Here is a 26,518-nt window from a genome sequence, read left to right as displayed (position 1 = left end):
TGCTACGCGACACCATCCGCGCGCCCTGGCTGCGTTGCCGACGCTCGACGAACGAACGAGTGGGCCTTCGCATCGGCGCCTTGCCAGACCACGCGTCTGGCGCCGCTCGCGACGGCGACGCGCGGCGACCGCGGCCTAGACTGCGCGGGTGCCGGAACCGCGACGCATCGCCTACCAGGGAGAGCCGGGCGCCAACTCCCACATCGTGTGCCAGGAGCACTACCCCGACCTGGAGGCGCTGCCGTGCGCCTCGTTCGAGGACGTCTTCGCGGCCGTGGCGAGCGGCGAGGCCGAGCTGGCGATGATCCCGATCGACAACTCGATCGCCGGCCGGGTCGCCGACATCCACCACTTCCTGCCCGGCAGCGGGCTGCACATCGTGGCCGAGCACTTCCTGCGGATCCGGTTCCACCTGATGGCCGTGCCCGGCGCGAGCCTGGACACGATCCGCACCGTCCACAGCCACGTGCACGCCCTGGGCCAGTGCCGCCGGATCATCCGCGAGCACGGCCTGACCCCGCTCATCTCCGGCGACACCGCCGGCGCCGCCCGCGAGGTCGCGGAGGCGAAGGACCCGACCCAGGCCTCGATCAGCCCGCCGCTGGCCGCGGAGATCTACGGCCTGGAGGTGCTCGCCGCAGACGTCGAGGACGAGGACCACAACACGACCCGGTTCGTCGTGCTCAGCCGCGACTTCGTGCGGGCCGCGCCGGGCAAGGGCCCGGTGGTGACCAGCTTCGTGTTCAACGTCCGCAACCTGCCGGCCGCGCTCTACAAGGCGCTCGGCGGCTTCGCGACCAACGGCGTGAACATGACCAAGCTCGAGAGCTACATGGTCGACGGCCAGTTCACCGCGACCCAGTTCCTCGCCGAGGTCGACGGGCACCCCGAGGAGACGCCGCTGCGCAACGCGCTGGAGGAGCTGGCCTTCTTCACCACCGACATCACGATCCTCGGCGTCTACCCCGCCGACCCGTTCCGGGCGCAGGCCTGACCCCGCGCCTGGGCGGGCCTCGTGGCTCGTCGCTGGCGCTCCTCGCACCTCGACCAGCGATCACGCCTCACGGGTGGCCGGGGGCGCGAGCCGGGTTCACTAGGGTGCGTCCATGAGCGAGCGCCCCGCCCACTACGCCGACAGCGAGGTCGGCCGCCTCCGCACCGTCATGCTGCACCGACCCGGCAACGAGCTGAAGCGACTGACCCCGCGCAACAACGACCGGCTGCTCTTCGACGGCATCCCGTGGGTGGCCCGCGCGCAGGAGGAGCACGACGCCTTCGCCCAGGCGCTGCGCGACCGCGACGTGGAGGTGCTCTACCTCACCGAGCTGCTCACCGAGACCCTGCAGGACGAGATCGCCCGCAACCACGCGATCTCCTCCGCGCTGTCGGGCCTGCACCTCGGCGACACCCTGCGCGACTACCTCGCACACTTCCTGCACGACGCCTCGCCCGAGGAGCTGACGGCCTACCTCACCGCCGGCATCCGCAACGACGAGGTGCGCGGTGGGTTCGGCCTGGTCACGAGCCTGCTCTCGCCGTACGACTTCCTCGTCGACCCGCTGCCCAACCTGCTGTTCACCCGCGACTCCAGCGTCTGGGTGCGCGACCGGGTCGCCATCACCTCGCTGGCCATGCCGGCACGCTCGCGCGAGACCCAGCTGACCGAGCTGATCTACACCGAGCACCCGCGCTTCCGCGGCACCCGCAAGATCCACGGCTGGCACTCCGAGCACGTCGAGGGCGGCGACGTCCTGCACCTCGCGCCGGGCGTGATCGCCGTCGGCGTCGGGGAGCGTACGACGCCGGCCGGTGTCGAGCGCTTCGCGCGCCAGGTGTTCCACGCCGGGCTCGCGCGGACCGTGCTGGCGGTGCCGATCGCCCAGGAGCGGGCCACGATGCACCTGGACACCATCTGCACCCTGGTCGACGTCGACAAGGTCGTGATGTACCCCAACGTCGCCGACTCCCTCGTCGCCCACGCGGTGACCATGACCGAGCAGGGCGACGAGGCCACGCTGACCCTCAGCGTCGCCGAGCCGGAGCCGTTCCTCGTGGCCGCGGCGCGCGCGATGGGCATCGACCAGCTGCACCAGATCGACACCGGCCTGGACCCGGTCACCGCCGAGCGGGAGCAGTGGGACGACGGCAACAACACCCTGGCTCTCGCGCCGCGGGTGGCGGTCGCCTACGAGCGCAACGACGAGACCAACGACCGGCTCGAGGAGGCCGGCATCGAGGTCGTTCGCATCGCCGGCTCCGAGCTCGGCTCGGGCCGCGGCGGCCCGCGCTGCATGAGCTGTCCGATCACCCGTGACCCGCTGTGAGGCCCACCCGGTCGCGCGCTGACCTGCTGTGACGCGCGAGACGCTTCCTTTACACCTCTGACACGCGTCCGCGAGGATGCGGCCGGGAGGACCCACGACCGGCGGAAAGGACCCCCATGTCGTTCTTCAGCGCGTTCACTCCTCAGGAGATCGCGAAGATCAGCTCGGCCGGCACCCGCGTCACGCTGCCGGAGGGCTGGGCGCCCATCTCGGAGAAGACCGGCGCCGACAAGGCCTACATCATCCTGTCCGGCACGGTCTCGGTGCGCCAGCACGGCAAGGAGATCGCCCAGGTCGGCGAGGGCGACATCGTCGGCGAGGCCGCGATCCTCAACCACTCCCTGCGCTCGGCCAGCATCGTGGCGCTGACCCCGCTCGAGCTCATCCACTTCACCCCCGAGCAGCTCAACCGGCTCGCGGTGGAGATGCCGAAGTTCGCCGAGCAGCTCGACGCGGTGGCCAAGGAGCGCTTCGCCGGGGGCGGCGAGCAGTCCTGACCCGGTCCGGAGCCCCGCGCTGAGCACCCCCGAGCAGCCCGGACGGCCCGAGGACCCGGCCGGTCCCGGCGCCCCGCCGCCCGCGCCCGACCCAGCGCCCGACCCAGCACCCGACCCAGCACCCGGCCCAGCACCCGGCCCAGCACCCGACCTCGACGACGAGGGGTCGGTCGAGGAACTGCTGCTCGGCGAGCGCCCCTCGTTGACCCGGCTCGAGGTCGCGGCTGCCGCCGGCGTACCCCTCGAGGTCGCGCGCGAGCTGTGGCGCCTGCTCGGCTTCGCGGCCACCGCCGACGACGACCCGGCCTTCACCGCCGCCGACGTCGAGGCGCTCCAGCTGGCCGGGGACCTCGTGGGGCTCGGCATCCTCGGCGAGGACTCCCAGGCGGCGCTGGTGCGCACCTGGGGCCGCTCCTTCGCCCGGCTCGCGGAGTGGCAGACCACGCTGCTGGCCCGGGTCGCGGCCGCCGACCCCGACGCCGACCCGGTCGAGCGGCTCGGGGTGCTGACCGGTGAGGTGCTCCCCCGGGTCGAGCGGCTGCAGTCCTACGTGTGGCGCCGGCACCTCGCCGGCGCCTCCGGTCGGCTGATGGCCGGCACGGAGTCCGACGAGACCGGGGCCACGGCGGGGACGACCCCGCAGGCGGTCTGCTTCTGCGACATCGTCGGCTTCACCTCCCGCTCCCGCTCGATGCGCGACGCCGAGCTCGTCGCGTGGATCGAGACCTTCGAGGCCCGCACCACCGAGGTCGTCGTCGACCACGGCGGCCGGGTCATCAAGAACATCGGGGACGAGGTGCTGCTCGTCGCCGACGACCCCGCCGCGGCCGCGCGGATCGCGCTGACGCTGGTGGCGATGGGCTCCGACGAGGACGACCCGTTCCCGCAGGTGCGCGCCGGCATCGCGTACGGCGACGTCGTGACCCGCCTCGGAGACGTGCTCGGCCCGACCGTCAACATCGCTGCCCGCCTCACCGGCATCGCCCGCGACGGCACGGTGCTGGTCGACGACGGCATGCGCGAGCAGCTCGGGGACGACCCGGCGTGGTCGCTGCGCCGGGTGCCGCGGACCTCGGTGAAGGGCTACTCCTCGCTGCGGCCGTGGGCGCTGCGCCGGCGCGAGGACGACGGCGACCGCTCGGGCTGACCCGTGCCCCCGGCCCAGCGCCCGTCGTCGTACGCCGACGACGCGGCGACGCGGGACCCGCCAGTATCGAGTACGCCGGGGCCCGGCTCTTTACCTAGGATGCGCCGGTGACCCGGCTGATGACGAAGGTGCTCTCCGACGACCCGCTCATCCGCTCGATGTCCTACCAGTCGGTGCTGTCGGCCTTCGGCGAGGGCGCGTTCCTCACCGGGTCGGCGGTCTACTTCACGCAGATCGTCGGGCTCTCCCCTGCACAGGTCGGCCTGGGCCTGACCATCGGCGGCGTCGTGGTCTTCTGCGCCTCGGTGCCGCTCGGCCGGCTCGCGGACGCGGTCGGCACCCGGCGCACCTGGATCCTGGGCTCGCTCCTCGAGGCGCTGCTCTTCGGCTCGTGGTTCCTGGTCGAGGGGTTCGCGGCGTACGTCGCCGTCACCATCGCCCTGGAGCTGGCCGCCTCGTGGATGCGGTCGGGGCGCAACGCGTACCGGTTCGAGGTGTTCCCGCGGGAGACGCGCGTGCGGTCGCTGGCCTACATGCGGGCCTCGCGCAACGTCGGCTACACCCTCGGCGCCGGCGCGGGCGGCCTCGCGCTGGCCGCCGGCTCCGACGGACCGATCATGGCGATCCCGCTGGTGACCGCGGTGATCCTGCTGCTCAACACCGCGTGGATCACCCGGATGCCGCGGCTCTCGCGCGAGGCGGAGGCGCACGCCGAGGCCGGGGACACCGCGCTCGAGGCGGCGGTGGCGGGCAGCCGGCGCAGCGACCCGCGCGCCGCGCTGCGCAACCGGCCCTTCATCCTCACCTCGACCCTCAGCGGGGTCCTGTCGACCCACCAGGTGCTGCTCAACGTCGTGGTGCCGCTGTGGCTGGTCGCGGAGACCGACGCCCCACGGGTGCTGCTGGCGTGGCTCTTCGGCACCAACACCGTCATGGCCGTGGCGCTGCAGGTGGCCACCGCGCGCGGGGTGTCCGACGTGGGCACGTCGCTGCGGGCGGTGCGCCGGGGGGCGTTCTTCTTCGTGCTGTCGTGCGGGGTCCTGCTCGTCACCCACGACACGATCGGCTGGGTCACCATCGCGCTGATGTGGATCGGGCACGTCACCGTGACCTTCGCCGAGCTCTACGACTCCGCCGGCTCGTGGGGCCTGCAGGCGGAGCTGTCCGACCCCGACCGCCGCGGGGAGTACCAGGGCGTGTCGCAGCTGGGGTTCATCCTCGGCTCGGTGTGGGCACCCGCCGCCTACACCTTCCTCGCCATGGAGGTCGGCACCTGGGGCTGGATCACGATCGGCGCCCTCGTCGTCGTCGCAGCAGCCGCCATCGCCCCCGCCGCCCGGGCCGCCGAGCGGCACCTGGCGCGGGTGGGGGCGCCGGGGCAGGCGGTCGGAGCGGGGTAGTCCGAATCATTTCTGATGCTCAGCTCGAGCTGAGCATCAGAAATGATTCGGAGTACCCCTTCCGCCGCGAGCCCCGCCTCAGCGCAGCGTGACCTGGCGGTTGGCCAGCCCGTTGCGGGCCGAGCGCTCCTCCTGGGTCAGGTCGGAGTCGTCGGCGAGCGCGGCCTCGAGCTCCTGCTGGAACGCGGCGGCCGGCTCCTCGAGCGCGTCGGCACCGGTGCCGACCTCGAGGTCCCACACCGGGGCGAGCAGGCCGTGGGCACGGAACATCCCGACGAAGCGGGCACCGGGCACCAGGACGTCCTTGCCGGCAGCGTGCAGCCGCGCCAGCGCGGTGAGCAGCGCGTCCTCGGGGTGCGGCATGACCCAGCGCAGGTGCTCCTTGGTGCCGATGTTGGTCCAGTACGCCGCCTCGACGCCGCTCAGGCGGGAGGTCGGGACGGCCGCGGCGTTGGCCTGGTCGAGCGCGCCGGCGAGGTCGTCCTTCTCCTCGACGTCGGCGAGCCAGAAGTCGAAGCCCTCGTGCACGGTCACGTCGAGGGTGTCGCCGGTGACGAGGTCCTGCAGGCGGGGGGCGTCCTCGGGCAGCTCGGTCAGCCCGACGATGCCGGGCTCACCGGCCTCGGCCTGGGCGACCGCCTTCCGGAGCACCGCACCGAGGTCGCGGGCGGGGTCGCCGAAGTGGTGCTGCACCTGCATGCCGAGCCAGATCGCACCGGACTCGCGCACCATCGCCGGGGCCGCCATCGGCAGCAGCGAGCAGAGCACGACCTCGCGGTCGGAGTCCTTGAGGCTCAGCGGCGCCGTACCGGCCGGGACCAGCTCGCGCAGGGCGATCACGTCGCACTCCGAGGGCAGCCCCTCGAAGGGACGCTTCACGAAGGCGGGCATCGTCTTCTTGGGCTTGCCCTTGGTGCGGTTCTTCTTGGCCATGGCGGTGAAACTACCCGGCCTGGTCCGACTGCCCGTCCAGCAGGTCGAGGAGGTACGCCGGGCGGTCGCTGATCACGGCCTTCACACCGAGCTCCTGGCAGACCCGCAGGTCGTCGTCGGTGTTGACGGTCCACACGTGCATGTCGTGGCCCGCGGCGGTGATGCTGCGACCGAGCCTGGGACTCTCGTGGAGCAGCTTGACCCCCGGGCCGACCAGCCAGTCACGGCCCACGACCCGGCGCAGCACCGGCCAGTAGGGGATGTGCTCGAGCAGCTGCACCACCTGCACCCCTGGTGCGAGCCGCTCCATCCGCTGCAGCGCGGTGTGGGAGAACGACATCACCCGCGCCGGCCCGCCGGGCTCGTCCCACCCGAAGTCCTGGAGCAGGTCGGCCACGCGCCGCTCCACCAGCCCGCCGTACCGCGTCGGGTGCTTGGTCTCGACCGCGATCTCGATCCGCCGGTCGAAGTCGGCGCAGACCTCGAAGAGCTTGCGCAGCGTCAGCACCCGCCCGTGTTCCTCGACCAGGTCGGGCCGCTCGTCGTCGAGGTCGGCCCAGGGGTGCTTCCAGCTGGAGAAGTCCAGCTCGCTCAGCTCCGCCAGGTCCATCGTGGAGACGATCCCGCGCGTGGAGGCGGTGCGCCGCAGGTCGCGGTCGTGCACGCACACCAGGTGCCCGTCGGCGGTCAGGCGGACGTCGCACTCCACGCCGTCGGCACCGGCCTCCAGCGCCGCGAGGTAGGCGCCGAGGGTGTGCTCGGCGTGGTCGTGGCTGGCTCCGCGGTGGGCGAGCACGAGGGGCCGGTCGAGCATGACCCCATGATGGGCCAGTTCGCCCGTCGGGGTGAGCGATCAGCGGTCCGGCGTGCCGTCCTCGCGTCGTCCCTCCGCGATGGCGCGTGCCGCGGCCAGCAGGTTGCGCTCGGGCACGTCGACGTCGGCCGGCAGCTCGGCGCGCAGCCGCGCCACGACCTCCTCCTCCGGAGCTCCGCGCAGCTCGTCCTCCACGTGCCGGATGGTGCGCTCGAGCACCACCGTGGTCCGGTCGCCCTGGCTGTCGGGGTTCGCGTGGTCCATGACCTCGACCGTGCCCGCGGCCGACCGCCCGGACACCACCCGGTCGAGCGGGTCGCTCTCCGGGGACGTCCGGCCGCCGGCGTACGGCGCGCGGGACCGGAGTGCGTACGACGCACCCGGCGTGTCACCCGCACTCCGGTCGGGCCGGCTACTCCTGGCCGAGCAGGTAGCGGCCGAAGTGCGGCACGGTGAAGGCGATCCGCCCGCGCTCGCCGGAGTAGATGAGGCCCTTCTTGAGCAGGGCGTCGCGGGCGGGCGACAGCGACTGCGGCTTCTTGCCGAGCACGGCGGCCACGTCGGCGGTCGCGACCGCGCCCACGGCGTCGGTCTCCTCGCCGAGGGCGGCGTCGGCCATGGCGCGGAGGTAGTCGCGCTCGGCCGGGGTGGCGCGCTCGTAGCGGGAGCCGAAGAACCCGACGGCCAGCTCGCGCTCGGCCTCGGGGGCGGCGACCTCGACGTCCTCGGCCGTGATCGGGCTGCGCGGGGCGAGGTCCCAGACGGTCTTGCCGTAGGCCTGGATGAAGTAGGGGTAGCCGCCGGTGGCGGCGTACATCGCCTCGAGGCCCTCGGGTGTGAACTCGGCGTCCTCCTCGGCGGCCGGCGCGGCGAGGGCGCGGTCGGCGGCGTCGCGCGAGAGCCGGTCGATGCGCTGGTAGGAGAAGAGCCGCTCGGAGTAGGACTTGCTGGCGCTGAGCACCGCCGGCAGGTGCGGGAGGCCGGCGCCGACGACGATGACGGGCAGGCCGGACTGGCTGATCTCGTGACAGGCGGCGCACAGGGCACTCACGTCGGCCGGTCCGAGGTCCTGCATCTCGTCGATGAAGACCGCGACGCCCTTGCCGACGTCCTGCGCCAGGCCGCCGACGTCGCCGAGCAGCTCGACCAGGTCGATCTCGATGTCACCGGAGTCGGCGCGCCCGCGCGCGGGCGGCACGTCGATGCCCGGGCTCCACCGGTCGCGCAGCTTCGCGTCCTTGCCGGCCTCGCGCTCGGCGAAGGCCCGCAGCACACCGAGCACCTGGTCGCGCTCGTCCTCCTCCGGGTGGCCGAGCTCGCGCACCGCCTGGTGCAGGGCGCTCGACAGCGGCCGGCGCAGCGGCTGGTCGGGCCGGGCCTCGAGCTTGCCGGTGCCCCAGCCGCGACGGACCGCCGCGCCACGCAGCGCGTTGAGCAGCACCGTCTTGCCGACCCCGCGCAGTCCGGTCAGCACCAGGCTGCGCTCGGCCCTGCCCCGCGCCACGCGCTCCAGCACGACGTCGAAGGCGGCCAGCTGCTCGTCGCGCCCCGCCAGCTCGGGCGGGCGCTGGCCGGCGCCGGGGGCGTAGGGGTTGCGTACCGGGTCCACGATCGGACGGTATCGGGGTGTCTAGTGAAATCGTGAGATTCGATTCCGCGCGGCGTCGGCCGGGTTTGTCGGGTAACCGACAGACCCGGAAGCTGCGGTCGGAAGCTTCGTCGTGGGACTCCCGGGTTCGTCGGGGAGCCGACAAACCCGGCCGGGTGCGCCGACCACCCTAGGATCGGCCCATGCCCGAGCTGCCCGAGGTGGAGGCGCTGGCCCAGGACCTGACCGGCCGGCTGGCGGGGCGCGCGATCGTGACGGTCCACGTGCCGCAGTTCGCGGCGCTCAAGACCTTCGACCCGCCGATCTCGGCGCTGCACGGCACGCTCGTCGACGGCGTACGACGGCACGGCAAGTTCCTCGACCTCGACTGCTCCGGGACCCACCTCGTGCTGCACCTCGCGCGGGCCGGGTGGGTGCGGTGGCGTGACGAGGTGCCGACGATCCCGCCGAAGCCGTCGAGCAAGTCGACCCTGGCGGTGCGGATCGTGCTCGACGACGACGGCACCGGGGTCTCCCCCGGGCTCGACGTCACCGAGGCCGGCACCCGCAAGAGCCTGGCGATGTACGTCGTGCGCGACCCCCTCGACGTGCCCGGGATCGCCTCGCTCGGACCGGACCCGCTCGCCCCGGAGTTCACCGAGGAGGTGCTCGGGTCGATCCTGGCCGCCGAGGGGCGCAAGCAGCTCAAGGGGGTGCTGCGGCACCAGGGCACGATCGCCGGCATCGGCAACGCCTACTCCGACGAGATCCTGCACGCGGCGCGGATGTCGCCGTACAAGCCGGCCGGCTCGCTGGAGCCCGAGGAGCTGTCGACGTTGTACGCCGCCCTGCGCACCACCCTGGCCGACGCGGTGGACCGCTCCCGAGGCCTGGCCGCCAGCGAGCTGAAGGGCGAGAAGAAGAGCAACCTGGCCGTGCACGGCCGCACCGGCCAGCCGTGCCCGGTGTGCGGCGACGTCGTGCGCGAGGTGTCCTTCGCCGACTCGAGCCTGCAGTACTGCCCCACCTGCCAGACCGGCGGCAAGCCGCTCGCCGACCGTCGGATGTCGCGGCTGCTGAAGTAGGGCGGCGCGGGCTCCTGGCCGGCACCGGGAAGGTCTGGCCGCCCGGCCGACCCGGTGCGCCGCCTCTCCCGGAACGCTCAGCGCAGGGCCGAGGCGTGGCTGCCCGACTCGCCCGCCCCGAGCTCGTCGACGACGGAGACGACCAGGCCGCCCACGAAGAAGGCGGCGATGGCGGCGACCAGCACCGGCGTCTGCAGCGCGGGGATCCAGGGGCGGGTGACGGCGGCGCCGTGGAACTCGTGGGTGAGCGCGTGGCCCTTGCCCCGCGACAGCAGCCACGTGTTGACCGGCAGTGCGGCGAAGAAGGCGATCGTGAGGGCGAGCGGCATCGAGAGCCAGAAGACCGGGTTCACCAGTCCGGCCTCCATGGCGCCCGGGACCACGGCCATCACCGCGTTGTCGACGACCTCCATCGTCGCGATGGACAGGGTGTCGGCGGCGAGGACGACGCTCAGTGCCGCGCCCACACCCAGGCCGGCGCGCAGCAGCGGCAGGGTGGAGTAGCCGAACAGGAAGGCCAGCGAGACCGCCAGGGCGATCGTGGCGATGGTCGACAGGCCCAGGGCGGTGCCGATTGTGAGTCCGAGCACCTCGCCGATGGCGCAACCGGTGAGGCAGTGGAGCGTGGCGGAGACCGCCATCCGGTTCGAGGCCATGTCGTGGCCGGAGTGACCGGCGTGACCGGAGTGGTCCTGCGCGTGTGCGGTGTGGCCCTCGTGTGCATGGGTGCTGTGGTCCATGGCGTGGGAGCAGGTACCCCACCGGGGTATATTTCACACATGCGCAGCCACATCGCCGCGATGCTCGTCCTCGTCCCCGCGCTCCTCCTCACCGGCTGCGGCACGGACGAGCCCGCTCGGGTCCTCTCCGACACCGAGCACAGCGCGCAGGACGTCGCCTTCGCCACCGACATGGTCCAGCACCACGCGCAGGCGCTCTCCATGGTCGACCTGACCCGCGGACGCCCGCTCGACCCCGAGGTCGCGGCGCTGGCCGAGCAGGTCCGCGACGCGCAGGCGCCCGAGATCGAGCTGATGACGGACTGGCTGGTCGACTGGGACGAGGAGGTGCCCGCGACCATGCGCGACCACTCCAACGCCGGCCACGGCGACCACTCCGCGGCCGAGGCGATGGAGGGCATGGAGGGCACGGGCGGGAGCGACATGCCCGGCATGCTCACCGTCCAGCAGCTGGGTGAGCTCGAGGAGGCGAGCGACGCGGAGTTCGAGGACCTCTGGCTGGAGCTGATGATCGCCCACCACGAGGGTGCCGTGGCGATGGCCGAGGAGCAGGCCGCCGAGGGCACCTTCCGCCCGGCCGTCGAGCTGGCCGAGGACGTCGTCGCGGGCCAGACCGCGGAGATCGAGCAGATGCGGGCCCTGCTGGGCTGACCCCGTCGGACGACGGCAGCTCGCCGACGTACGACGGCAGCCGGCCCGGCCCGGGCTCACTCCACCGAGGGCGACTCCGTGGCCTCCGGGTCCTGGCCGGCACCGGTCGCGCAGGCGCTCGTGGCGTAGCCGACCATCGCGTCGACCTGCTCCTGCTCGCGCGTCGTCAGGTCCGGGTCCTCCAGGGTGGCGAGGTCGCGGGCGGTGGCGTCGGGCTCGACCCGGCCGAGCACCTCGAGGTAGACCTCCAGCCCGGACTGCGCGTCCTCCCCCGCCTCCTCCGGCAGACCTGCCTCGGCAAGGCTGTCGCGCAGGTCGGCCACGTCCTCCCCGTCGCGCACGCTCGCGGTCGCCAGGAGCGCCTCGCAGAAGGGGGCGACCGAGGCGGCCTCCTCCTTCGAGTCGATCCCGGGGCTGACGGTGCCGGAGCCCAACGAGGACTGCCCGGCCTCCTCGGAGTCGTCGGCGCCGCAGGCCGCCAGCGACAGGCCGAGGACCAGGGCGATCGGGACGAGGGCGAGCTTCACGGGGGACCTTCCGTCGGGTGCATCAGGTGCATCAGGTGCGGCCCTGACGGTGCCATCCCGACCCAAGAGGCACCTGAACGCCCCGGGACGGTGGCACCGCCGATGCGGGAGGGACGCCTCGGCGGGGAGCAACCGACGGTTCGCCGGTTCAGAACCGACGGCTCGGCGGTTCAGAACTGGCGGCTCGGCGGTTCAGAGCTGACGGCTCGGCGGTGGTGGGGGTCAGCCCGCGAAGGCGGCCGGCAGGGGCAGGGCGACGGCGACCTCGAGCCGGGCGAGGTAGGCCGACCGGGGCACCTCGACGACCCCGAGGCTGGCCAGGTGGTCGGTGCGCCACTGGACGTCGATCAGCCGCTGGGAGGCGTGCTCGTCGTGGAGCAGCCCGACGAGGGAGACCAGGGCGGACTTGGAGGCGTCGGTGACCCGGTGGAACATCGACTCGCCCGCGAAGAGGCCGCCGATGGCCACGCCGTACAGGCCGCCGACCAGTCGCCCGTCCTGCCAGGTCTCGACGGAGTGCGCCCAGCCCAGGCGGTGCAGCTCGCAGTAGGCCTCGCGGATGTCGTCGTCGATCCAGCCCTGCTCACGCCTCGGGTCGGCGCACGCGGCGACGACCTCCTCGAAGGCGGTGTCGACGCGCGACTCGAAGTCGCGGGTGGAGCGGCGCAGCGAGCGCGAGACGTGCAGCCCGTCGAGGGGCAGGACGCCGCGCAACACCGGGCAGAACCAGTACATCGGGTCCCCGGGGTGCCCCGAGGGCATGGGGAAGAGCCCGCGCCGGTAGGCCGCCAGCAGGGTCCCCGGCTCGAGGTCCGCACCGATGCCGACCAGGTCGTCGAGCGCGTCGTAGTTCCGGGGGTCGCCGAACGTCCACACGGTGGCGGGGGGCTCGACGGGCATTCCCCTGAACGTACGCCCCTGCCCGCCGCGGCGGCACACCCTTGCACCCGGGGGGTGAGCGCACCCTTCGTAGGATCGCCCGCAGGGGCAGCACCCCCTCCCCGCACGAGCACACCACGAGCACCCGCGCCCCTCACGCGCGGTCGAGCAGCAGCAGGAGGGTCCGTGAGCAGGAGCCGCAACGTCGCCGGCCTGGTGGGCCGTCAGCTGGCCCCCAAGGTGGCCGGCGCCGCCCCCGGGATCACCGAGACCTTCGTCCGCGAGGCCCTGGAGCGTGCCATCCGCGGCGTCGGACCGCTGCCGGGCGCGGCGGAGGCCGCCGAGACCCAGCTGCGCGAGCAGGGCGGCAACGTCGAGAAGGCGGTGCACGAGGTGGTGGAGAACCACGTGCGGTACGCCGGTGCGCAGGGCTTCCTCACCAACATCGGCGGCGTGGTGACCGCGGCGGTGGCCATCCCCGCCAACATCACCGGCCTCGCGCTGGTCCAGTGCCGGATGATCGCCGGGATCGCGCACCTGCGCGGCTACGACCTGGCCGACCCCCGGGTGCGCAACGCGATCATGGCCTGCCTGCTGGGCGCCGACCAGGTCGACGCCCTGATGGAGCGGGGCACCCTGCCCGCGCCCCCGATGGCCCTGGCCACCGCACCGGTCGCCGACCCGGCCCTGCACCGCACGATCGCCACCCAGGTGGGCACGGAGATCATCGCGCGGATGACCGGCAAGCGGCTCGCGGTCACCGTGGGCCGCCGGGTCCCGGTCGTCGGCGGCGTGGTCGGCATGGGCGCCGACGGCTACGCCACCTGGAAGATCGGCCGCTACGCCGGTCGCGAGCTCCGTCCGCGCGCCAGCCGGTAGACCCGGTGCAGCCCGCGCCCGACGGCGGTGCGGCGCACCCCGCGCAGGAGCTTCTCGCGGACGCGGTACGACGGGCGCAGGTACGCGCGGTCCAGCGCGGCCCGGGCCTCGTGGAGCTCGTGGGCCAGCCGCTGCTCCTCGGAGCGGGTGCGGGCGTTCTCGACCAGCAGCGCGCGGATCGCCTCGACGGCCGCACCGGCGACCTGCGACTCGCGCGGTGAGTCCGGGTCGGCCCAGTGCTCGGGCGGCGGACCGGGCTCGAGGTCGGCGAGGTCCCCGACGACGTCGTACCCGCGCCGGCGCACCTCCTCGCTCCACCGCCGGCCCAGGTCGCGGGCCCACTCGTGCAGGTCCGGGGGCAGCGCGAGCCGGGGCGTGCGGGTGCGCCGCGAGAGCGTCTGGTGGGCGAGCAGCTCGCGGACCAGGGGGCGGTAGTCGGGCGGGTCGAGGACGGGGTTGACCGCCTGGTTGATCCGACGCAGCAGCGCGGTCTCGGGGACCCCGAGCGAGGGGTTGGCGCGCTCGGCCTCGAGGTCGAGGTCGAGCCCGTCGAGGCCGAACACGGAGCTGAAGCGCTGCCAGAGCACGTCCGGCGGCCCGCCGGGGGCGGGGACGGTGACGAGGTGGACGTGCTCGGGCGGCAGCTCGTGGCCCCACCGGTCGAGGATGTCGGGGATCTCCTGCACGCCCCAGAACCAGCTGGCGATCCGGCCGGACCGCGCCGGGTCGCGGAGCTGGGCGAGGAACTCCTCGTAGGAGACCGTGCTGCGGTGCTTGACGTTCTCCTGCCACTCGGCCGGGATCTGGCGCACCAGGTCGCGCACCGAGAGCACCAGGTGCACCTCGGTGCCGTCGTCGTGGGCCAGCGAGGACAGCGCCCGGCCGACCTGGCTGCGCGAGGCGGTGGCGAGGATCTCGTGGCTGATGATCGAGGTGCCGCCGTGGCCTCGGACCTGCTCGGCCAGGGCGTCCCAGCGGCCGATCGCCTCGGCCTGGAGCCCGCCCCAGGGCAGGGCCATCAGGTCGAGGGCGGCGAGGAAGTGCGCGTCGAACCGGTCGGCGGGGTAGAGCACACCGTGCCGCTCGAGCCGCTCGCGGTTGCGGAAGAGCACGTCCTGGAGGTGGGACGTGCCGGTCTTGGGGGTGCCGACGTGCAGCAGGACCTTCGCGCTCACGCCTGCTCCTCCTGTCGTGCCCGGTCCGGTCCTGCCCGGTCCGGTCCTGCCCCGTCCGGTCCTGCCCTGTCCGGTCCTGCACTGTCCGGTCCTGCCCTGTCCGGTCCTGCACTGTCCGGTCCTGCGTGCCCCTGTGCTGTCCCGTCCGGCCCGGTCCGACCCAGCAGCAGGTCGGCCGCGAGCGCGAGCACCCGCTCGTCCGCGACCGCGGCGGGCGCGGGCGCGGGCGCGCGGGCGGCGAGGACGCGCGGCCGGCTGACCAGGTCCTCGACCTGGCCGAGCACAGGGTAGTCACCGGCGCGCACCGCATCGCGCAGCCGCAGTGAGCGGCGGTGCACCCACCGGTGGTGCTCGGGAGGTACGCCGAGGGGCGGGCCGCCCGTGCGGGCCGCCTGCTCCAGCAGCCGCGGCAGCAGCACCTCGCGCATCAGCCGCCGGCCGGGCTCGGGGGTGACGAGCAGCCCGAGCGCGCCCGAGACCAGCCGGGCCAGCTCGACCGCGTGCGCGGGCAGCACCGGACGCGCGGCGAGCGCGTCCACGCCGAGCAGCTCGGCCAGCGACCGGTCGTCCAGGACGATCCGGATCCGGTCCCGGCCGACGCCCCGCGCCCAGCGGGCGGCCACGGCAGCGGGGTCCGCGCCGCGCGCGACCCGGCGTGCCCCGGCCAGCGAGTCCAGCCAGGTGCCCCACGCCGGGACCGCGACACCGGTGGAGAAGCAGCGGTCGGTCCAGAGGTCGACGAGCATCGTGGCCAGGTCGTCGGCCACCACCAGCACCAGCGCCCCGCGGCCGCCGGGCGGCCGACCGCGGGCGACCAGGTCACGACGCAGGACGTCGGCGCGCCAGGGGTCGCCGACCAGGCGGTAGCGGGTGCGCCAGGGTCGACGCCACGCGGCACGGCGACGCACCCGGCGGGCGGCGTCGGCGGCGAGCCGGCGCAGGTCGTCGGCGCCGGGGTCGCCCCCTGGTCCGGCGTCGGCGGAAGCGAGGTCCTCGGCCAGCAGCAGCGCGGCGACCCGCAGCAGCTCCTCGGCCGGCAGGTCGGCCGGGTCGACCGGCGGCGGGCCGAACTCCGAGGGCGGCCGCGAGCCGACCAGCTCCAGGTCGGGACGGCCGCGACCGGCCGCGCTCGCCGCCAGGACGCGCTCGGCGAGGTCGTCGGGCACCGGACCGACCTCGTTGAGGCGGCGCAACAGCTCCAGCTGCTGGGCGCCGGGCAGCACCCGCGGCGCCGGGCCGTCGGTGGTGCCGGTCCACGCGGCCCACGGGGTGGTGCCGCCGGCGCGCAGGTGCGCGACCCAGGCGGTCGCGCGCGCGGCGCCCGGGTCCGGGGCGCTCACTGGGGCCTCGACGACGGGACGTCATGCGCTCGGCACGGGCGGACGTGCCCGCCGTATGACGTCTCCGGACGGGGGCGGGTCGCCCGTCGCGGGACGTCATGCGCTCGGCACGGGCGGACGTCCCGTCCGTATGACGTCCCGCGGCCCGGGGACAGCCCGGTCGCCCCGGTCACGACTCGCGCAGCCGGCGTACGCCGGAGCGCAGGCGGTGGGTGAGCTGCTGCTCGGGGTCCTCGCGCCGCGCCGCCTCCTGGGTCATGACGGTGAGGGCGTCGAGCGCGGCGGCGAGCTGGGCCTTGGAGGTGACCTTGTCGGGGTTGGTGTAGTCGACACGGCGGGTCGGGAGCGGGCGGAGGTCCTCGAGGTCGCCGATGACGTCGACCCCGCTCTGCTCCAGCCACTCGACCCAGCGCGCGGACTCGGCCTCGACCCAGTCGTGCATGCCCGGGGGCAGCAGCAGCTTGGCGCTCTCGCGGCCGGCGAGCTCCTGCTCGGCGAGCAGGCCGCGGACCAGGTCGTCGTACGTCGCGTCGCGGCGCACCGTGCGGCCCAGCCGCTTGTTGAGCCGGCGGATGAGCGCGGCCTCGGCGACCCCCAGCGAGGGGTTGGTGCGCCGAGACTCCTCCGGCGCCCAGGCCGGGTCGATGGAGACGGCGCGGCAGAAGCGGTGCCACAGCTCGTCGGGGCCGGCGGTGCCGGACTGCGGGACGGTGACGACGTGGACGTTCTCCGGCGGCAGGCCCGCCGACCAGGTGCTGAGCACGGCCGGCACGTCGAAGGCACGGTAGAACCACGGCTTGCCCGTGCGGACCTTGCGCAGGAACCCGCGGTAGGTCCACTTGCGGCCCTGCTTGATGCTCTCCTGCCAGGCCGCGGGGAGCTGTCGGGCCAGGTCGCGCACGCCGTAGACGACGTGCAGGTCGTCGCCGGCACCGAGCTCGGCCTTGGCCCGGGCGACGGCCTCGGCGGGTGCGGGGGCGAGGATCTCGTGGCTGACGATGACGCTGCCGCGGGTGCGCCGCACCCGCCGCACGAGGGCGTCCCAGTTGCCGTCGGCGTGGCCGGGGTCGCCGCCCCAGTCCTGGCCGAGCAGGTCGAGCGCTGCGCGGAACTGGAACATCCCGGGGCTCACCAGCGGGGAGCGGCTCGGGAAGTGCACGCCGTGCTGGGCCAGCGTCTTGGCGTTGCGGCTGAGCCGGTCCTGCACGTAGGTGGTGCCGGTCTTCGGCGCACCGATGTGCAGGTAGACCCGACGCTGGGATGTCACGAGGTGGATTGTGCCAGCGCCCGGACCACCGCGGAGGGGCTGGGCCGACCGAGCTGCCGAGCCATCCACGCACTGGTCTCCACGAGGGCGTCGAGGTCGACCCCGTGCTCGATGCCCAGGCCGTCGAGCAACCAGACCAGGTCCTCGGTCGCGAGGTTGCCGGTCGCGCTCTCGGCGTAGGGGCAGCCGCCGAGGCCGCCCGCGCTGGCGTCGTACGTCGTCACGCCGGCGCGCAGGCCGGCCTGGACGTTGGAGAGGGCCTGGCCGTAGGTGTCGTGGAAGTGCAGCGCGAGCCGGTCGAGCGGGGTGCCCGCGGCGGTGAACGCCTCGACGAGCGCGGTGACGTGGCCGGCGGTGCCGACGCCGATCGTGTCGCCGAGGCTGAGCTGGGTCGCGCCCATGGCCAGCAGTCGCTGCCCGACGGTGACGACCTGCTCGGGGGCCACGGGGCCCTCCCAGGGGTCGCCGAAGCACATCGAGACGTAGGCGCGGACGTCCAGGCCAGCCGCCAGGGCCCGCTCCACGGTCGGCTCGAACATCGCGAACTGGGTCTCGAGGGTGCGGTTGAGGTTCTTGGCGGCGAAGGTCTCGGTGGCGCTGGCGAAGACCGCGACGTGGCGTAGGCCGAGCTCCAGGGCGCGGTCGAGGCCGCGTTCGTTGGGCACGAGCACGGGGCAGTCGAGGCCGTCGGCGCCCAGGCGGGTCATCAGCTCGGCGGCGTCGGCCAGCTGCGGGACCCACCTCGGGTGCACGAAGCTGGTCGCCTCGACGACGGGGAGCCCGGCGGCCAGCAGCCGGCGGACGAACTCCTCCTTCACCTCCACCGGCACGACGGCCTTCTCGTTCTGCAGTCCGTCGCGGGGTCCGACCTCGTAGACCGTGACGCGGCCCGGGAGCCCGGGCGCGGGGACGGCCGTCGCCCGGGTGATCACGCCGGTCACGCCGTGCCCTCCTGCCCCGCCTGTTCCACGTGGAACAACACGTGCCCCAGCGGCACCTGCCGTCCCACGGCGGCGTCGACGACGGTGACGGTGCCGGAGTACGGCGCCTTCATCGCCAGCTCCATCTTCATCGCCTCGAGCACGCCGAGCACCTGGCCCTCCTGCACCTGCTGGCCGGCCTCGACCCGGACGTCGAGCACGGTGCCGGGCATGGGTGCGAGCAGGTCGCCGTCGTGGTCGTCGGCGTGGCCGGCGAGCCGGTCGGGCGGCGTGAACCGGAAGAGCTGGCCGCGGTGGACGACGTCGACGGAGCCGCGGCCGTCCAGGCCCAGCTGGGCGTTGACGACCGCGCGGACGCGCTGCCCGTCGACCACCAGGTCCAGGACGTGGTCGGCGGCCGAGAGCTGGCGCACCTCGAGCCCGTCGACCGTGCCGGTGCCGTCGGGTCGCCGGTGCACGACGACCGGCCGGTCGAGCTCGACGGTCGTCGGGGCCGGGTCGGCACCGAGGCGGAACCCGTCGGCGACGTACGCCGTGCCGTGGCCGTCGGAGGCGCGCACCATCGCGGCGGTCCAGGCGGCGAGCACCCGCGGCAGGTCCTCGGTCGGTGCGGGCAGCTCGGTCGGGATGTCGACCCGGTCCAGCCACGCGGTGTCCAGCCCCCCGGGGGCGCCGACGTCGCGGAAGGCGTCGCTGGCGGCCAGCGCGCGCAGGAAGCCGGTGTTGGTCGTCAGGCCGAGCACGGCGGTGCGGTCGAGGGCGTCGACCAGGGCCAGCCGGGCGGCCTCGCGGTCCGGGGCGTGCACGACGACCTTGCCGAGCATCGGGTCGAAGCTCGTGGAGACGACCTGGCCGGACTCCAGCGCGTGGTCGACCCGCACGCCGGCGCCGCTCGGCCAGCGCACGATCGAGGCGGTGCCGGCCTGCGGGAAGAACCCGGCGTACGGGTCCTCGGCGTAGACGCGCGCCTCGATCGCGTGGCCGTGGATGACCAGGTCGCCCTGCTCCAGCGACAGCGGGTGCCCCTCGGCGACGCGCAGCTGCTCCTCGACCAGGTCGACGCCGCCGCAGATCGCCTCGGTGACGGGGTGCTCGACCTGGAGACGGGTGTTCATCTCCAGGAAGTAGAAGTCGTCGGACTGCGTGTCGAGGAGGAACTCCACGGTCCCGGCGCCCGAGTAGCCGACCTCCCGGGCCAGGTCGACCGCGGCGCTGGTGATGCGGTGCCGCAGCTCGGCGGTGATGCCGGGCGCGGGCGCCTCCTCGAGCACCTTCTGGTGCCGGCGCTGGGCCGAGCAGTCGCGCTCGAAGAGGTGCACGACGCCGCCGTGGTCGTCGCCCACCACTTGCACCTCGACGTGTCGGCCGCGCTCGACGTACCGCTCCACGAGCATCGCGTCGTCGCCGAACGCCTTGGCGGCCTCGCGGCGTGCCGCGGCGATCGCCTCGGCGTACTCCCCCGCCTCGCGCACCACCCGCATGCCCTTGCCGCCGCCGCCGGCCGCGGCCTTCACCAGGACCGGGAAGGTGAAGGTGGTCGGGTCGGCGCCGGGGTCGTACGAGGGCACGACCGGCACCCCGGCGCGCTCGGCGACCTCGCGGGCGGCGTCCTTGCGGCCCATGAGGTCGATGACCTCCGCGCTCGGGCCGACCAGCCGGATGCCCGCCGCCTCGAGGGCTCGCGCGAAGGGCGCGCGCTCGGAGAGGAAGCCGTAGCCCGGGTGGACGGCCTGTGCGCCGGTCGCCACCGCGGCCGCGACGATCGCCTCGACGTCGAGGTAGGACGGCACCTGGACCGCGTCGTCGGCTGCGCGGACGTGCAGCGCGTGGGCGTCGGGCTCGGTGAACACCGCGACCGTGCGGATGCCGAGGCGGGTCGCCGTGCGCATGACGCGCAGGACGATCTCGCCGCGGTTGGCGATGAGGAGGGTGTGCTGGGTCATCGGTTCACATCCGGAAGATGCCGTAGGAGGGGTCCGCGACCGGGGCGTTCGCGGCGGCGGAGAGGGCCATGCCCAGCACCCGGCGGGTGTCGACGGGATCGATGATCCCGTCGTCCCACAGCCGGGCGGTGGCGTAGTAGGGCGAGCCCTGCTCCTCGTACTGCGCGCGGATCGGGGCCTTGAACTCCTCGTCGTCGGGCCGGCCGGCGACGGTCGCGAGGACGCTCGCCGCCTGCTCGCCACCCATGACGGAGATCCGCGCGTTGGGCCACATCCACAGGAACCGCGGGTCGTAGGCGCGCCCGCACATGCCGTAGTTGCCGGCGCCGTACGAGCCGCCGATCACGACGGTGAGCTTGGGCACCACCGAGCAGGCGACCGCGGTGACGAGCTTGGCGCCGTCGCGGGCGATGCCGTTGTTCTCGTACTCGCGCCCGACCATGAAACCGGAGATGTTCTGCAGGAACACCAGCGGGATGCCGCGCTGGTTGCACAGCTCCACGAAGTGCGCGCCCTTGAGCGCGGACTCGCTGAAGAGGATGCCGTTGTTGGCGACGATGCCGACCGGGTGGCCCCACACGTGCGCGAAGCCGCAGATCAGCGTCTCGCCGTAGAGCTGCTTGAACTCCTGGAACCTGCTGCCGTCCACGACGCGGCGGATGACGTCGCGGACGTCGTAGGGGGTGCGGACGTCGGCGGGGACGACGTCGTAGATGGACTCGGGGTCCTCGAGGGGCTCCTCGACCTCGCGTGTGGTCCACGGCGGGGGCGTGGTGGGCCGGGAGAACGTGTCGACGATGCCGCGGACGATCGCGAGCGCGTGCGCGTCGTCCTCGGCGAGGTGGTCGACGACACCGGAGCGCCGCGCATGCACCTCGCCGCCACCGAGCTCCTCGGCCGTGACGACCTCGCCGGTCGCGGCCTTCACCAGCGGTGGGCCGCCGAGGAAGATCGTGCCCTGCTCCTTGACGATCACGGTCTCGTCGGACATCGCCGGCACGTAGGCGCCGCCGGCGGTGCAGGAGCCCATCACTGAGGCGATCTGCGGGATGCCGCGGGCGGACATGGTGGCCTGGTTGAAGAAGATCCGGCCGAAGTGCTCGCGGTCGGGGAAGACCTCGTCCTGCATCGGCAGGAAGGCGCCGCCGGAGTCGACGAGGTAGATGCACGGCAGGTTGTTCTCGGCGGCGATCGTCTGCGCGCGCAGGTGCTTCTTGACCGTCATCGGGTAGTACGTGCCGCCCTTGACGGTGGCGTCGTTGGCGACGACCACGCACTCGCGGCCGTGGATGCGCCCGATCCCGCCGACCACGCCCGCGCTCGGCACGGGGGTCTCCCCCGGCGCGCCGTACATCCCGTACGCCGCCAGCGGGCTCAGCTCGAGGAACGGGCTGCCCGGGTCGAGCAGCCGGTCGACCCGGTCGCGGACCAGCAGCTTCCCGCGGCTGATGTGCTTCTCGCGCGCGGCCTCGCTGCCGCCCCGGCGCACCTGCGCCAGCCGCTCACGCAGCTGCGCGACCAGGCTCCTCAGGTCCGGCGGGGCTGTCTGGGTGCTCACCGCGCCAGGTTAGCGATCGTTAACCGGGGGCGCCAGGCGGCGGATAGTCCGAATCACATCTGATGCTCAGCGCGCGCCCGGGATCACTTCTGATGCGGAGTATCCGGACTCAGCGCACCGGGCACACCCCGCCCGGGCACGAGTCCAGCCACGCCCGACCGCCCCGCAGCGAGGAGAGCTGCTTGCGCCCGGCGGCGTCGTCGAACCACAGGAGCGCGTACGCCGCGGGCAGGCCCCGCGTGCGCAGGGTGCGGGTGATGACGGCGGGGTCCCAGTCGCCGTCGGGCGAGTGCGCCGGGCCGACCTCGGTGAGGGCCGCGCGCGGGGCGGCGGCGGCCAGCTCGGCGTACCCCGTGAGGTCGACCTCGTCGACGGCCAGCTCCTCGGAGCCGCGGCCGCCGCAGTCGGGGTGGACGGTCTCGCAGTCGTAGGTGTCCAGGCCCACGAGGTCGACGGCGTCGGGCAGCAGCGAGCGCGGCTCGTCGACGCCCTCCCAGGTGCGCACCGCCGCGCCGTAGGACCACAGCAGGTGGTGCAACCCGGCGTCGGCGGCCTGTTGCTGGAGCTGGGCGAAGAGGGCGCGGTACGTCGTCGGGTCGGGGCGGCCCCACCAGAACCAGCTCCCGCCCGCCTCGTGCAGCGGGCGCAGCACGACGGCCACCCCGCGCTCCTGGAGCGGGGCCAGCAGGGCCAGCGCCTCGGCCCAGTCCGCCGCGAACCTCTGCGCCGCACGGGTGTCGGGGTCCAGCAGCTCGGCGAGCCGCTCGGAGCCGGTGCGGTCGAAGGAGTTCCCACCGGTCCACGGGTTGCGGGCGTGCCAGGAGGCGGTCAGCAGTGCCCCGTCCTCGGCGAGCAGGGCGAGGTCCTCGGTGCGGTCCTGGCCGCGACGGGCTGCGTCCACCAGCTCGTCGAGGTCGAAGCCGACCACCGCGGGCGAGCCGGCCCGCCACGCGCGCAGCGGGGCGTCCCAGCGGTCGTCGGAGATGTTGACCTGCTGCCCGACCGCGGTCGCCCCGTCGGCCAACCAGCGATCGAGGGTCTCGGCCGCGCACCGAGCGGCGGCCGTGGCGTCGGGGTCGACCGGCGGTGTGTCAGGGGCGCAGGTGCGGGCGGGGGCGCTGGACGGGGTGCCGGTGGGCGCCGTCGCGGGGAACGTCGGAGCGGTCGCGGACGGCTCCGGGGTCGGCCACGGCGACGCCGTCGAGACGGGACGGGCCGCCGGCGTCGTACCGGAGGGGCCGGCCGCCGTCTCCTCGACGCCCGCGGTCCGAGCCGCGTGCCAGCCGCCGGTCGCGGCGAGCGCGGCGCACGTGGCGATCAGCGCCGACGCACGCCGGGACCGCCTGCTCCCCCCGGACATGGGTCCATGATCGGCGATCGCTCCAGGATCGGCAGGGTTTCGGGCGGGCCGCCCGGTCACCCGAGGGAGGTCTGGGGCCGAGCGCGCGGGACACGTGGGCGAGGGCGTCGGCCAGCGCCTGCTCACGGTCGCGGCCGGGGTGCCGGTCGGGCTGGTGGCAGTGGCCGATGACCGCGACGTTCGTGCCGAGGTCCTCCCGCCCGCCCGAGCCCGCGTCGGCTCCGCGGTCGACGACACCCACCCGCGGGTTCGGCGGCACCCTCGGCGTGGCCGTCGTGGTGTCGCTCTCCTCCTCGCTGTACGCGGATCGGCTCCTCGAGCGGCTCGGCGCCGGTGACGAGCAATGAGCGACCGCTGACCCCGCGTCCTAGTCTGGGCCGGTGAGCCGGCGCCAGCAGATCCTCGATACCGCGGCGGAGCTCTTCGCCGCGCGGGGGTTCCACGGCGTCTCGGTGGCCGACCTCGGGGCGGCCTGCGGGATCTCCGGGCCGGCGCTCTACAAGCACTTCGCGTCCAAGGACGCCGTGCTCGCGGAGATGCTGGTCTCGATCAGCCGCTGGCTGCTCGACGGCGGACGGGCGTGCGTGGCCTCGGCCCCCGACCCGGCCGCTGCGCTGGCCGCCCTGGTCGACCACCACGTCGGCTTCGCCCTCGAGCGGCGACCGCTCATCGTCGTCCAGGACCGCGACTGGTCCTCGCTCCCGGCCGAGGCGCGCGAGGAGGTCCGGCGCACCCAGCGGGCCTACGTCGACGTCTGGGCCGACCAGCTGCGGCTGCTCCACCCCGACCTCGGCCTCGACCGCGCCCGCTCCATGGCCCACGTCGCCTTCGGGCTGATCAACTCCACCCCCCACTCCGGCCTGCTGCCCGACGACCAGATGCGCGAGGTGCTGCGCTCGATGGCGCTCGGGGCTCTCGGGGTGCCGGTGGGGGCGGGGGCTGCGGCCGGGTAGTCCGAATCAGAAGTGATGCTCGCCGCGTGCCCAGCATCAGAAATGATTCGGAGTACCCCCGCTCAGGTGCCGCAGTACGTCACGAACGGCCCGCCCGCGGGATCGGGCAGCGCGTACTCCGCCCACTCCGGACGCTCGTCGTACGGGTGGGTGACGACCTCGAGCATGCGATCGAACGGCGCGAGGTCACCGGTGTCGGCGGCGTCGAGCGCGGCCTGGAGCAGGTGGTTGCGGGGGACGTGGACGGGGTTGACCCGGTCCATCGCGTCGGGGTCGGGGCCCAGGGCCCGCCACCGCTCGGCCCAGGCGTCGTACGCCGGCAGGTCGAGCACCCGGTCGCGCGCAGGGGTCCCCCGGCCCCGCAGCTCCCGGGCGAGGTCGCGGAAGAAGCCGGTGTGGTCGACCCGGGCCCCGGCCATGACCGAGAGCAGGTCGCCGACGAGGTCGGTCCGGGTGACCGGGTCGAGCCCGGCCGAGACGGCGGGCGGCAGCCCGATCTTCGCGGCCAGCAGGGCGGCGTACTCCTCCCCGTAGAGCGCCGGGAAGCGCTCCAGGACCTCCACGCACCGCGCGATCGCCTCGTCCTGGTCGCCGCTCGCCGCCGTGACGAGCGGCAGCAGGCCCTCCGCGAGGCGGGTGAGGTTCCACTGCATGACCGCGGGCTGCTGGCCGAACGCGTAGCGGCCCTGGGTGTCGATGGAGCTGAAGACCGCGGCCTGGTCGAACCCGTCGAGGAACGCGCACGGGCCGTAGTCGATGGTCTCGCCGGAGAGCGTCACGTTGTCGGTGTTCATGACGCCGTGGACGAAGCCGACCGACATCCACCGCGCGACCAACCGGGCCTGCACCTCCACGACCCGCTCGAGCAGCGCAAGCGCCGGGACGTCGGCGTCGAGGACCTCGGGGTGGTGCCGCTCGGCGGCGAAGGTCACGACCCGGGCGAGGAGCCCGTCGTGGTCGGCCGCGGCGACGCCTGCCGTGACGTCCCGGGCCGCACCGCCGGACGCGGCCGCGCGCTGCGCCGCCTGCTGGGCGTCGTGCGCGGCGGCGTACTGCACCGTCCCGACCCGCAGGTGACTAGCCGCGACCCGCGCGAGCACCGCCCCGGGCATGGGGGCCTCGCGCTGGACGACCCGACCGGTGCCGACGACGCCGAGGCTGCGCGTGGTCGGGATGCCCAGGGCGTGCATCGCCGCGGAGACCAGGTGCTCGCGCAGCATCGGGCCGACCACGGCCAGGCCGTCGCCGCCACGCGACCAGGGGGTGCGGCCGGAGCCCTTGAGGTGCAGGTCGAGCAGCCGACCGTCGGGAGTGGTGAGCTCGCCGAGGAGCAGGGCGCGGCCGTCGCCGAGGCGCGGGGAGTACCCGCCGAACTGGTGCCCGGCGTACCCCTGCGCCACCGGCCGCACGCCCTCCGGCGGCCGCTCACCGGTGAGCAGGCGCAGCCCGTCGGGGGTCCTCAGCACGGCCGGGTCGAGGCCGAGCTCGGTCGCCAGCCCCTCGTCCAGCGCCAGCAGCCGGGGCTCCGGCGCCGCCTCCGCCCGCCAGTCGAGCGCGAGCTCGGGCAGGGCGTCGGCGAAGCGGTGGTCGAGGTGGAGGGTCATCCCCACCACGGTACGGGTGTGAGGTTCAGCGGCCCCCCGCTGAAACTCACGGCACCCGCACGCAGGTGCAGCGGCGGACCGTGAGGTCCAGCGGCCCCCCGCTGAAACTCACACACCCCGGGGCGCCCCGCGCCGAAGGTTCAGCGGCCCCCCGCTGAAACTCACACCTCCACCCCCCACACACCTCCCACCAGCACCACCCGTCACAGCAGGTGCTCGACCGCAGGATCCCCGGCCTCAAGCCGCTCGAGGAACCGGGCTGCCCGGGCGGCGGCGTCGAGTGCCGCGTCGAGGTCCGGGTCGTCCGGGGCGGCGGGTTCGGCCGCGGGGCCGCCGGCCGAGGCGGGCCCCAGCGCGTGCAGCCGCGCCAGCAGCTCCTCGCGCGGCAGCCCCCGCAGGTGCAGCAGCACGAACGGGTCCGCCTCCAGCAGCCACCCGACCTGCTGGAGCAGCGCGAGCGCGTGGACGCACGGGTCGACCCAGGCGTCGCAGGTGCAGGAGGCGACCAGCTCCCCGCCGTACGGCAGGAGCTCGACGCCGGCCTCCTCGGCGTGCTCGACCAGCTCGTACGGGAGGTCACCGGCCAGCAGCGACGTGATCCGCCCGGCAGCGGCGGCGACGGCCTCGACGAGGGCGTCGGCGAGGTCGTCGTCGAGCACGGGTACGACGACGTCGGCCGCCCAGAGCCCGCCGGCGTCCTCGACCGCGGCCCAGGCCCGGCCCTGCTCGACCCGGATCCCGCCGACCTTCGCGGCGCGGGCCAGCCGGCGTGCGGCGACGAGGTCCTCCTCGGCGTACGCCGCCTCCTCGACGGCCCGCACCCAGGCGCGCCCCCACCAGCTCGTCGCGCGAGCCGTGCGGGTGCGCGCGGGCAGCCGGGGGTGCGTGACGGCCACCGGCTCCCCGCTCACGG

At 74.3% G+C, this 26,518-nt stretch carries 26 protein-coding genes; 10 read left to right on the top strand and 16 right to left on the bottom strand.

The features are described 5' to 3' along the window. Window positions 1-148: 148 nt before the first annotated feature. The 5 genes from ACYVID_RS13670 (at window position 149) to ACYVID_RS13650 (ending at window position 5,368) form a co-directional block, all read left to right on the top strand. Window positions 149-994 carry a prephenate dehydratase gene (locus ACYVID_RS13670; RefSeq protein ID WP_460737923.1) on the top strand — a complete coding sequence of 282 codons (846 nt, stop codon included), beginning with the start codon at window positions 149-151 and terminating at the stop codon, window positions 992-994. Window positions 995-1,106: 112 nt separating this feature from the next. After that, a complete protein-coding gene (locus ACYVID_RS13665; RefSeq protein ID WP_460737921.1) occupies window positions 1,107-2,324 on the top strand; it encodes an arginine deiminase in 1,218 nt (405 codons plus the stop codon). Between the two features lie 116 nt (window positions 2,325-2,440). Beyond that, window positions 2,441-2,821 carry a Crp/Fnr family transcriptional regulator gene (locus ACYVID_RS13660; RefSeq protein ID WP_300639886.1) on the top strand — a complete coding sequence of 127 codons (381 nt, stop codon included), beginning with the start codon at window positions 2,441-2,443 and terminating at the stop codon, window positions 2,819-2,821. A 202-nt stretch (window positions 2,822-3,023) separates the two neighbouring features. After that, window positions 3,024-3,968: an adenylate/guanylate cyclase domain-containing protein gene (locus ACYVID_RS13655; RefSeq protein ID WP_460737919.1), complete on the top strand. Its 945-nt coding sequence runs from the start codon at window positions 3,024-3,026 to the stop codon at window positions 3,966-3,968. Between the two features lie 107 nt (window positions 3,969-4,075). Then, on the top strand, window positions 4,076-5,368 hold the full coding sequence (locus ACYVID_RS13650) for an MFS transporter (RefSeq protein WP_460737917.1): 1,293 nt from the start codon (window positions 4,076-4,078) through the stop codon (window positions 5,366-5,368). A gap of 78 nt (window positions 5,369-5,446) precedes the next feature. Here the strand turns inward: ACYVID_RS13650 and ACYVID_RS13645 are convergent, their stop codons facing one another. The 4 genes from ACYVID_RS13645 to ACYVID_RS13630 form a co-directional block, all read right to left on the bottom strand. Next, entirely contained in the window at window positions 5,447-6,301 is an 855-nt protein-coding gene (locus ACYVID_RS13645) for a DUF5926 family protein (protein WP_460737915.1), read from the bottom strand. A 10-nt stretch (window positions 6,302-6,311) separates the two neighbouring features. Further along, window positions 6,312-7,115, bottom strand: a complete 804-nt coding sequence (locus ACYVID_RS13640) for a glycerophosphodiester phosphodiesterase (protein ID WP_460737913.1) — start codon at window positions 7,113-7,115, stop codon at window positions 6,312-6,314. 39 nt (window positions 7,116-7,154) lie between these two features. Beyond that, entirely contained in the window at window positions 7,155-7,379 is a 225-nt protein-coding gene (locus ACYVID_RS13635; protein WP_460737912.1) for a hypothetical protein, read from the bottom strand. A 148-nt stretch (window positions 7,380-7,527) separates the two neighbouring features. Further along, entirely contained in the window at window positions 7,528-8,724 is a 1,197-nt protein-coding gene (locus ACYVID_RS13630) for an ATP-binding protein (RefSeq protein ID WP_460737910.1), read from the bottom strand. Between the two features lie 182 nt (window positions 8,725-8,906). Here ACYVID_RS13630 and ACYVID_RS13625 point away from each other — a divergent pair, with 182 nt between their 5' ends. Beyond that, entirely contained in the window at window positions 8,907-9,788 is an 882-nt protein-coding gene (locus tag ACYVID_RS13625) for an Fpg/Nei family DNA glycosylase (protein WP_460737908.1), read from the top strand. Between the two features lie 77 nt (window positions 9,789-9,865). Here ACYVID_RS13625 and ACYVID_RS13620 read toward each other — a convergent pair whose 3' ends face one another. Further along, complete coding sequence (locus tag ACYVID_RS13620; RefSeq protein WP_460737906.1) at window positions 9,866-10,528, bottom strand: DUF4396 domain-containing protein; 663 nt, start codon at window positions 10,526-10,528, stop codon at window positions 9,866-9,868. Between the two features lie 39 nt (window positions 10,529-10,567). Here ACYVID_RS13620 and ACYVID_RS13615 point away from each other — a divergent pair, with 39 nt between their 5' ends. Further along, window positions 10,568-11,179: a DUF305 domain-containing protein gene (locus tag ACYVID_RS13615; RefSeq protein WP_460737904.1), complete on the top strand. Its 612-nt coding sequence runs from the start codon at window positions 10,568-10,570 to the stop codon at window positions 11,177-11,179. A 56-nt stretch (window positions 11,180-11,235) separates the two neighbouring features. On the opposite strand, the gene ACYVID_RS13610 is transcribed toward ACYVID_RS13615, so the two are convergent. Then, the gene (locus tag ACYVID_RS13610) at window positions 11,236-11,706 is read right to left on the bottom strand and encodes a hypothetical protein (RefSeq protein ID WP_460737902.1); all 471 of its coding nucleotides are present in this window, start codon (window positions 11,704-11,706) and stop codon (window positions 11,236-11,238) included. A 222-nt stretch (window positions 11,707-11,928) separates the two neighbouring features. Then, a complete protein-coding gene (gene aat / locus ACYVID_RS13605; protein WP_460737900.1) occupies window positions 11,929-12,606 on the bottom strand; it encodes a leucyl/phenylalanyl-tRNA--protein transferase in 678 nt (225 codons plus the stop codon). 165 nt (window positions 12,607-12,771) lie between these two features. On the opposite strand from aat, the gene ACYVID_RS13600 reads away from it, so the two are divergent. Further along, window positions 12,772-13,464: an EcsC family protein gene (locus tag ACYVID_RS13600; protein WP_460737898.1), complete on the top strand. Its 693-nt coding sequence runs from the start codon at window positions 12,772-12,774 to the stop codon at window positions 13,462-13,464. On the opposite strand, the gene ACYVID_RS13595 is transcribed toward ACYVID_RS13600, so the two are convergent. From ACYVID_RS13595 to ACYVID_RS13565, 7 genes are all read right to left on the bottom strand, one after another. Continuing rightward, window positions 13,425-14,639 carry a hypothetical protein gene (locus ACYVID_RS13595; RefSeq protein WP_460737896.1) on the bottom strand — a complete coding sequence of 405 codons (1,215 nt, stop codon included), beginning with the start codon at window positions 14,637-14,639 and terminating at the stop codon, window positions 13,425-13,427. The two genes, ACYVID_RS13600 and ACYVID_RS13595, sit on opposite strands and share 40 nt — an antisense overlap. Beyond that, on the bottom strand, window positions 14,636-15,979 hold the full coding sequence (locus ACYVID_RS13590) for a hypothetical protein (protein WP_460737894.1): 1,344 nt from the start codon (window positions 15,977-15,979) through the stop codon (window positions 14,636-14,638). The genes ACYVID_RS13595 and ACYVID_RS13590 overlap by 4 nt, the downstream gene beginning before the upstream one ends. Window positions 15,980-16,148: 169 nt before the next feature. Further along, window positions 16,149-17,246: a hypothetical protein gene (locus tag ACYVID_RS13585; RefSeq protein WP_460737892.1), complete on the bottom strand. Its 1,098-nt coding sequence runs from the start codon at window positions 17,244-17,246 to the stop codon at window positions 16,149-16,151. Next, window positions 17,243-18,187 carry a hydroxymethylglutaryl-CoA lyase gene (locus tag ACYVID_RS13580; protein WP_460737890.1) on the bottom strand — a complete coding sequence of 315 codons (945 nt, stop codon included), beginning with the start codon at window positions 18,185-18,187 and terminating at the stop codon, window positions 17,243-17,245. The genes ACYVID_RS13585 and ACYVID_RS13580 overlap by 4 nt, the downstream gene beginning before the upstream one ends. Next, entirely contained in the window at window positions 18,184-20,130 is a 1,947-nt protein-coding gene (locus ACYVID_RS13575; protein ID WP_460737888.1) for an acetyl/propionyl/methylcrotonyl-CoA carboxylase subunit alpha, read from the bottom strand. The genes ACYVID_RS13580 and ACYVID_RS13575 overlap by 4 nt, the downstream gene beginning before the upstream one ends. Before the next feature lie 4 nt (window positions 20,131-20,134). Beyond that, window positions 20,135-21,688 (bottom strand): carboxyl transferase domain-containing protein, encoded by a 1,554-nt coding sequence (locus ACYVID_RS13570; RefSeq protein ID WP_460737886.1) that lies wholly within the window; start codon window positions 21,686-21,688, stop codon window positions 20,135-20,137. A gap of 109 nt (window positions 21,689-21,797) precedes the next feature. Then, on the bottom strand, window positions 21,798-23,048 hold the full coding sequence (locus ACYVID_RS13565) for a glycosyl hydrolase (RefSeq protein ID WP_460737884.1): 1,251 nt from the start codon (window positions 23,046-23,048) through the stop codon (window positions 21,798-21,800). A 167-nt stretch (window positions 23,049-23,215) separates the two neighbouring features. Between ACYVID_RS13565 and ACYVID_RS13560 the strand changes: the two genes are divergently transcribed. Both ACYVID_RS13560 and ACYVID_RS13555 read left to right on the top strand, forming a co-directional pair. After that, complete coding sequence (locus ACYVID_RS13560; RefSeq protein WP_460737882.1) at window positions 23,216-23,395, top strand: hypothetical protein; 180 nt, start codon at window positions 23,216-23,218, stop codon at window positions 23,393-23,395. Window positions 23,396-23,428: 33 nt separating this feature from the next. After that, window positions 23,429-24,001: an SACE_7040 family transcriptional regulator gene (locus tag ACYVID_RS13555; protein WP_460737880.1), complete on the top strand. Its 573-nt coding sequence runs from the start codon at window positions 23,429-23,431 to the stop codon at window positions 23,999-24,001. Between the two features lie 62 nt (window positions 24,002-24,063). Here ACYVID_RS13555 and ACYVID_RS13550 read toward each other — a convergent pair whose 3' ends face one another. After that, a complete protein-coding gene (locus ACYVID_RS13550) occupies window positions 24,064-25,605 on the bottom strand; it encodes a protein adenylyltransferase SelO (protein ID WP_460737878.1) in 1,542 nt (513 codons plus the stop codon). Between the two features lie 203 nt (window positions 25,606-25,808). After that, complete coding sequence (locus tag ACYVID_RS13545) at window positions 25,809-26,516, bottom strand: SWIM zinc finger family protein (protein ID WP_460737876.1); 708 nt, start codon at window positions 26,514-26,516, stop codon at window positions 25,809-25,811. Window positions 26,517-26,518 lie beyond the last annotated feature (2 nt).

The organism is Nocardioides ginkgobilobae (genome assembly GCF_054781275.1).
This window is presented reverse-complemented; position numbering and strand designations above follow the sequence as displayed.